The sequence below is a fragment of the Actinacidiphila sp. bgisy145 genome (genome assembly GCF_057708125.1).
The window spans coordinates 44,562-51,127 of the sequence record NZ_JBYIRL010000054.1; the positions used below are offsets into that span (position 1 = coordinate 44,562).

At 71.8% G+C, this 6,566-nt stretch carries 5 protein-coding genes; all 5 read right to left on the reverse strand.

The genetic code is table 11. From position 1 onward, the window contains the following. Window positions 1–51: 51 nt before the first annotated feature. The 5 genes from AC3ERT_RS33035 to AC3ERT_RS33055 all read right to left on the reverse strand — a co-directional run bounded on the left by AC3ERT_RS33035 (window position 52) and on the right by AC3ERT_RS33055 (window position 6,468). Window positions 52–819, reverse strand: a complete 768-nt coding sequence (locus AC3ERT_RS33035) for a class I SAM-dependent methyltransferase (protein WP_435178561.1) — start codon at window positions 817–819, stop codon at window positions 52–54. Between the two features lie 97 nt (window positions 820–916). Further along, entirely contained in the window at window positions 917–2,671 is a 1,755-nt protein-coding gene (locus AC3ERT_RS33040) for an NAD+ synthase (RefSeq protein WP_435178563.1), read from the reverse strand. A 150-nt stretch (window positions 2,672–2,821) separates the two neighbouring features. Beyond that, complete coding sequence (locus tag AC3ERT_RS33045; protein ID WP_435178565.1) at window positions 2,822–4,483, reverse strand: glycoside hydrolase family 13 protein; 1,662 nt, start codon at window positions 4,481–4,483, stop codon at window positions 2,822–2,824. Between the two features lie 123 nt (window positions 4,484–4,606). After that, window positions 4,607–5,500 carry a carbohydrate ABC transporter permease gene (locus AC3ERT_RS33050; RefSeq protein ID WP_335982664.1) on the reverse strand — a complete coding sequence of 298 codons (894 nt, stop codon included), beginning with the start codon at window positions 5,498–5,500 and terminating at the stop codon, window positions 4,607–4,609. 5 nt (window positions 5,501–5,505) lie between these two features. Then, window positions 5,506–6,468: a carbohydrate ABC transporter permease gene (locus AC3ERT_RS33055; protein ID WP_335982667.1), complete on the reverse strand. Its 963-nt coding sequence runs from the start codon at window positions 6,466–6,468 to the stop codon at window positions 5,506–5,508. Window positions 6,469–6,566 lie beyond the last annotated feature (98 nt).

The window sequence follows — 6,566 nt, forward strand, 5'->3', positions numbered from 1 at the left end:
CAACGCGCTGTTGCCGCGCTGCCGTTGCCGCGGCGCTGTTGCCGGGCGGGGTCAGCCCCCCGCGACGAGGAGGCGGTAGCCGTAGTCGACGGCGTCCAAGGCCAGCAGGTCGGCGTGGCGGCGGTGCCAGGCGCCCGAGGCGAGGTCCGCGCGCATCCGCTCGATCGCCGGTTCGACGACGGCGGCGGGCAGTTGGGCGAAGGTGGAGTTCGCCCGGCGCACGTCGGGGTCGAGGAACAGCTCCGGGCGGCGCCAGTACGCGCTCTGGAAGCCGTCGGTGAAGTCGTGCGGGATGGGGAACGGCAGCACCGTGTGCGCGTCCATCGCCGCCACCACCGTCGCCAGCGGTGTGAAGCGGGCCCGCTCGAACGCGCCGATCTCCGGCAGGTACTCCGTCAGGAGCCACAACTCCGGCCGGTGGTACGGGTCGTAGGTGAACAGCACCTGCCGCCGCGACACCCGGCGCAGCTCGGCCAGGCCGCGGCGCAGGTCGGGCCAGTGGTGCACCGTCATCACCGCCATCGCGGCGTCGAACGCGCCGTCGGCGAAGGGCAGTCGCTCCGCGCCGGCCAGCACCTTCCGCGCCCCCGGGTGCTGGTCGAGCATCACCTGCGACGGGTCGACCGCGGTCACCTCCCGGCCGGCCGGCTCGTAGGACCCGGCGCCCGCGCCGACGTTGACCACGGTGCGCGCCCCGCCCAGCGCCTGGTCGATCAGGGCGGCCAGCCGCGGATCGGCGCGCCGCACGTCCCGGTACCCGACCCCGATCCGGTCGTACGTCGCCGTCAGCGGCCCGGGCCCCGCAGCAGAAGCATCCATGGGCCGGATCACAGCAGCCGCCCCCGGGCCCGGGCAAGAGTTCCGGGCCGGGCCGAATGTTGCCGCCCCCGCTGCGGGCGGCCGGGGCGGCGGGGGGTCAGCCGCCCTCGCGCCAGCGGTTGGTGATGGGCAGGCGGCGGTCCTTGCCGAAGCCCTTCGCCGAGATCTTGGTGCCCGGCGGGTACTGCCGCCGCTTGTACTCGGCGGTGTCCGTGAGCTTCAGCACCCGCGTGACCAGTTCCTCGTCGTACCCCGCGGCGACGATCTCCTCGCGGCCCCGGTCCCGGTCGACGTACAGCTCCAGGACCCGGTCCAGCACGTCGTAGTCCGGCAGCGAGTCCGTGTCGACCTGGCCCGGGCGCAGTTCGGCGCTCGGCGGCTTGCTGATCGAGTTCTCCGGGATCGGCGGGGTCTCGCCGCGGGCGGCCGCGTCCTCGTTGCGCCAGCGGGCGAGGCGGAAGACGGTGGTCTTGTAGACGTCCTTGATCGGGCCGTACGCCCCCACCGAGTCGCCGTAGAGCGTGGAGTAGCCCACGGCCAGCTCGCTCTTGTTGCCCGGGGCCAGCACGATCTGGCCCTCCTGGTTGGAGATCGCCATCAGCGTCACCCCGCGCAGCCGCGACTGGAGGTTCTCCTCGGCGAGGCCGGTCAGCTTCAGCGACTCCATGTACGCGTCGAACATCGGGGCGATCGACACCGTACGGAAGTTCAGGCCGGTACGGCGGGCCAGCTCGGCCGCGTCGCCCTTGGAGTGGTCCGAGGAGTACGCCGACGGCATCGAGACGCCGTACACGTGCTCCGCCCCGATCGCGTCGCACGCCAGCGCGGCGACCAGCGCCGAGTCGATCCCGCCGGACAGGCCGATCAGCACCGACCGGAAGCCGTTCTTGGCGACGTACGCGCGCAGGCCCGTGACCAGCGCGCCGTAGATCTCCGCCTCGTCGCCCAGCGGCTCGGCCTCGGTGCCGGGGTACCGGGGGGTGTACGCCGGGACCGGCTCGGCGGACAGCACCACGTGCCGCAGTTCCAGGCCGTCCGCGACCCGCCCGGCCGGCACCTCGGCGGCGGCCGCGGGCAGCTCCAGGTCGAGCAGCACGCACTCCTCGGTGAACTGCGGCGCCCGCGCGATGACCTCGCCGTCCGCGCCGACCACGATCGAGTCGCCGTCGAAGACCAGCTCGTCCTGGCCGCCGACCATCGCCAGGTACGCCAGGGTGCAGCCGGCCTCCCGGGCCCGCCTGCGGACCAGCTCCAGCCGGGTGTCGTCCTTGTCCCGCTCGTAGGGCGAGGCGTTCACCGACAGCAGCAGGCCCGCGCCGGCCTCCCGCGCGCCCGGCACCCGGCCGCCGTCCTGCCACAGGTCCTCGCAGATCGCCAGCGCCACGTCCACGCCGCCGACCCGCACCACCGGCATGGTGTCGCCGGGCACGAAGTAGCGGAACTCGTCGAACACCCCGTAGTTCGGCAGGTGGTGCTTGGCGAACCGCAGCGCGACCCTCCCCTCGTGCAGCACCGCCGCGCAGTTCTGCGGCGCGCCGGCCGGCTGGCCGTACTTCGGCTGCGCGTTCTCGCTGCGGCCGAGGTAGCCGACGACCACCGGCAGCGCGCCCAGGCCCTCCGCGGCCAGTTCCGCGGCCAGCTCCACCAGCGCCGTCCGGCTCGCCTCCACGAAGGACGACCGCAGCGCCAGGTCCTCGACGGGATAGCCGGTCAGCATCATCTCCGGGAACGCGACCAGGTGGGCCCCCTGCTCGGCCGCGTACCGGACCCGGCGCACCACCTCCGCGCGGTTCCCGGCGATGTCGCCGACACGGGAGTCGATCTGATTCAGAGCGAGACGTAGTTGAGGCACGCCCCCCACTCTAATCGTCACCCCGACGCGATGTCGCTCCCGCCCTCCTCCTTTCCGAGGGGACTTCTCACGGCTTCCGGGGGACTTCCGGCGGGTGGGCACACCGAAGGGGCCGCCTGTGGGGGAGGGCGGCCCCAGGGGGAGGCGGCGCTACGCGAGGAGCCAGGCGGCGGTGTCCTGCGGGAGGAGGCCGTCGGAGGCGAGGGGGGCGGAGGCGAGCAGCAGGGTGCGGTGCGCGGGGAGGGGAGCCGGGTCGGGGGAGAGGTTGACGACGCAGACGAAGCCGGGGGAGCGGCGGAAGGCCAGCACGCCGGGGGCGCTGTCCAGCCAGGTGAAGGCGGTGCCGTGGCCGAGTTCCGGGGTGTCCTTGCGGAGCCGGATCGCCGCCCGGTACAGCGAGAGCATGGAGCCGGGGTCGGCGGACTGGACCTCGGCGGTGCGGGCGGCCCACTGGGCCGGCTGGGGCAGCCAGGACTCGGCCGAGCCGTCCGGTCCGAAGCCGAACGGCGGGGTGGCACCGGACCACGGCAGCGGTACGCGGCAGCCGTCGCGCCCGGGGTTGGTGCCGGCCGAGCGCAGGTACATCGGGTCCTGCAACTTGCCGGTCGGGATGTCCTCGACCTCGGGCAGTCCCAGCTCCTCGCCCTGGTAGAGGTAGACCGACCCGGGCAGCGCCAGGGTCAGCAGGGCGGCCGCGCGGGCCCGCCGGGTGCCCAGCTCCAGGTCGGTCGGAATCCCGAACGCCTTGGTGGCGAAGTCGAAGCCGGTGTCGGCCCGGCCGTAGCGGGTCACGGTGCGGGTCACGTCGTGGTTGCACAGCACCCAGGTGGCGGGGGCGCTGACCGGGGCGTGCGCGGCGAGCGTGACGTCGATCGAGGTGCGCAGCCGGTCCGGTTCCCACGGGCAGGCCAGGAAGTCGAAGTTGAACGCGGTGTGCATCTCGTCCGGCCGCAGGTAGCGGGCGAACCGCTCGGCGTCCGGCAGCCACACCTCGCCGACCAGGATGCGCACGCCCGGGTAGGAGTCGGCGATCCGCCGCCAGCTCCGGTAGATGTCGTGCAGGTCGTCGCGGTCGACGTAGGGGTGCGCGGGCAGTGCCGCCTCGGCGCCGGCGCCCGGATCTGGCAGGTCGGGCAGGTCGGGGTCCTTGCAGACCATGGCCGCGGAGTCGATGCGTACGCCGCCGGCGCCGCGGTCGAACCAGAACCGCAGGATGTCCTCGTGCTCGGCGAGCACGTCGGGGTGGTTCCAGTTCAGGTCCGGCTGGCCGGAGTCGAAGAGGTTCAGGAACCAGTCGCCGGGCGTGCCGTCGGGGTCGGTGGTCCGGGTCCAGGCCGGTCCGCCGAACTGCGAGGGCCAGTTGTTCGGCGGCAGTTCGCCGTGCGCGCCGCGGCCGGGCCGGAACCAGAACCGTTCGCGCGCGGCCGAGCCGGGCCCGCCCGCCAGCGCCTCCCGGAACCAGGGGTGCGCGGCCGAGACGTGGTTCGGCACGATGTCGATGATCGTCCTGATGCCCAGCGCGAGGGCCTCGGAGATCAGCTTCTCGGCCTCGGCGAGCGAGCCGAAGACCGGCTCCACGTCGCGGTAGTCGGCGACGTCGTAGCCGCCGTCGGCCATCGGCGAGGGGTACCAGGGGCTGAACCACAGTGCGTTGACGCCCAGATCGGCCAGGTACGGCAGCCGGGACCGCACGCCGGCGAGATCACCGGTCCCGTCGCCGTTGCTGTCGGCGAAGCTCCGCGGGTAGACCTGGTAGATGACCGCGTCGCGCCACCAGTTCTCGTCGGCCTCGGGCTGAGGGGTGTCTGCCACGTCAACGTCCTTTCGGGCAGGTGGGACTCCGCCGCCGGCCCCGATCGCGGGGATGATGGCAGGGGCCGGCGGCGGAGTGCTGAGGGGTGCTGCGGAAGTGGTGCGCAGGCGGTGCCGCGGGCGTCAGCCCTTCAGGCCGCCCGCGGTCAGACCGGACATGATGTTGCGCTGGAAGAGCAGGAAGATCAGCAGGGTGGGCACCGCGGAGATGGCCAGCGCGGCGATGATCACGTTCTCCGGGACGCCCTGCGACAGCGAGTTGATGCCGAGGTTGATCGGCTGCTTGTCCGGGTCGGGCTCCACCAGCATCGGCCAGAGGAAGTCCTTCCAGACGTTGACCACCGCGAAGATCGACACCACGCCGAGGATCGGCCGGGACATCGGCAGGATGATCGACCACAGGGTGCGCAGCGGCCCGGCGCCGTCGATCGCGGCGGCGTGCATCAGGTCGTTCGGGATCGAGTCGAAGAACCGCTTCAGCAGGAAGATGTTGAAGCCGTTGGCCACCGTCGGCAGCCAGATCGCCCACGGGGTGCCGACCAGGTTCAGGTGCAGCAGCGGCAGGTCGAGCACGGTGACGTACTGCGGGACGATCAGCACCGCCGAGGGGATCATCAGCGTCGCCAGCATCCCGGCCAGGATCACGTTGCCGAACACCGGGCGCAGCTTGGAGACCGCGTACGCGGCGGCGACGTCGAAGACCAGCTGGAAGGCGAGCGCGCCGAACGCGTAGTACAGCGTGTTGAACAGCAGCCGCGCGAGCTTCAGCTGGGTCCACGCGGTGTGGTAGGTGCCGGGCTTGGGGTGCTTGGGGAAGTACGTCGGCGGGTTCGCGACGACCTCGCTCGCGGACTTCAGGCCGCCGGTGACCATCCAGTACAGCGGGCCGAGGAAGACCAGGGTGAAGACGACCAGCACCACGGTCAGCACGATCCGGTAGGTGATCCGGCCCTTGCGGCGGTTCAGCGCCGCCGCGGAGATCAGGGTGCGGTTCTGCGGTGTGGAGATGGCTGCCATGTCCGTCATCCCTCCTGCTCGTCGGTCCGGCTGAGCCGCGTGTAGACGCCCGAGAAGACGATCAGCACCAGCAGCAGGAACAGGCCGAGCGCGGCGGCGCTGCCGAGGTTGTTGTAGCGGAATCCGTACTGGTAGATCATGTAGACCACGGTCATCGTGGAGTTCTCCGGGCCGTTGCCGCCGGCCAGCACGAAGACGTTGGTGAACTCCTGCATGGTCGCCACGATCTGGAGCAGCAGCATCAGCGAGAGCACCATGCGGGTCTGCGGGATGGTGACGTGCCAGATCTTGCTCCACAGCCCGGCGCCGTCCAGGTCGGCCGCCTCGTACAGTTCACCGGGGATGTTCTGGAGCGCGGCGAGGTAGACCAGGGTGGCGCTGCCCATGCTCATCCAGGTGGCCGCGATCACCACCGAGATCATCGCGGTGTGCGAGGAGTCCAGCCACTGCGAGGTCGGCAGGTGCAGGGTCTTCAGGATGTGGTCGAAGAGCCCGTAGTCCGGGTCGTAGAAGTACTTGAAGAGCAGGCCGCCGGCGACCGGCGGGAGCATCACCGGCAGGTAGACCAGGATGCGCAGGTAGGCCTGGGCGTGCCGCAGTTCGTTGAGCACGATCGCCACGAAGAACGGCAGCGCGAAGCCGATGACCAGCGCGTAGCCGGTGTACTCGGCGGTGTTCTTCCACGCGGTCCAGAAGAACGGGTCGTGGTAGACGCGGTCGAGGTTCCGCATCCCGACCCAGGAGGTCACCCCGCGCTTCTTGTCCTGGAAGCTCATGATGAACTCCCGGACCATCGGGTACCAGGAGAAGGCCAGGAAGCAGACCACCGCGCCGACGAGGAAGCCGTATGCCTGGAGGTTCGCCGCCGCCTTGCGGGGCAGGCCGCGTCTGGCGCCGGGCCGGTCCGGGCCGGCCGGGCGCCCGGCGTGGCGCTTGGTCGTGTTCTCGGGGACGGTCGTCGCCGCCATGGGGGCTCCTCGGCTGAAGCTGGAGGTGGAGCTGACGCTGGGGTGGCGCGGATGCTGCCGCGGGTCGGATCGGGTGCCCGCGGGGGCCGTCTCCCGAC

Bases quoted from the DNA above. Each gene is read 5' to 3' on its own strand.
- AC3ERT_RS33050 (WP_335982664.1), bottom strand. From the start codon at position 5,500: ATGGCAGCCATCTCCACACCGCAGAACCGCACCCTGATCTCCGCGGCG.
- AC3ERT_RS33055 (WP_335982667.1), bottom strand. From the start codon at position 6,468: ATGGCGGCGACGACCGTCCCCGAGAACACGACCAAGCGCCACGCCGGG.
- AC3ERT_RS33035 (WP_435178561.1), bottom strand. From the start codon at position 819: ATGGATGCTTCTGCTGCGGGGCCCGGGCCGCTGACGGCGACGTACGAC.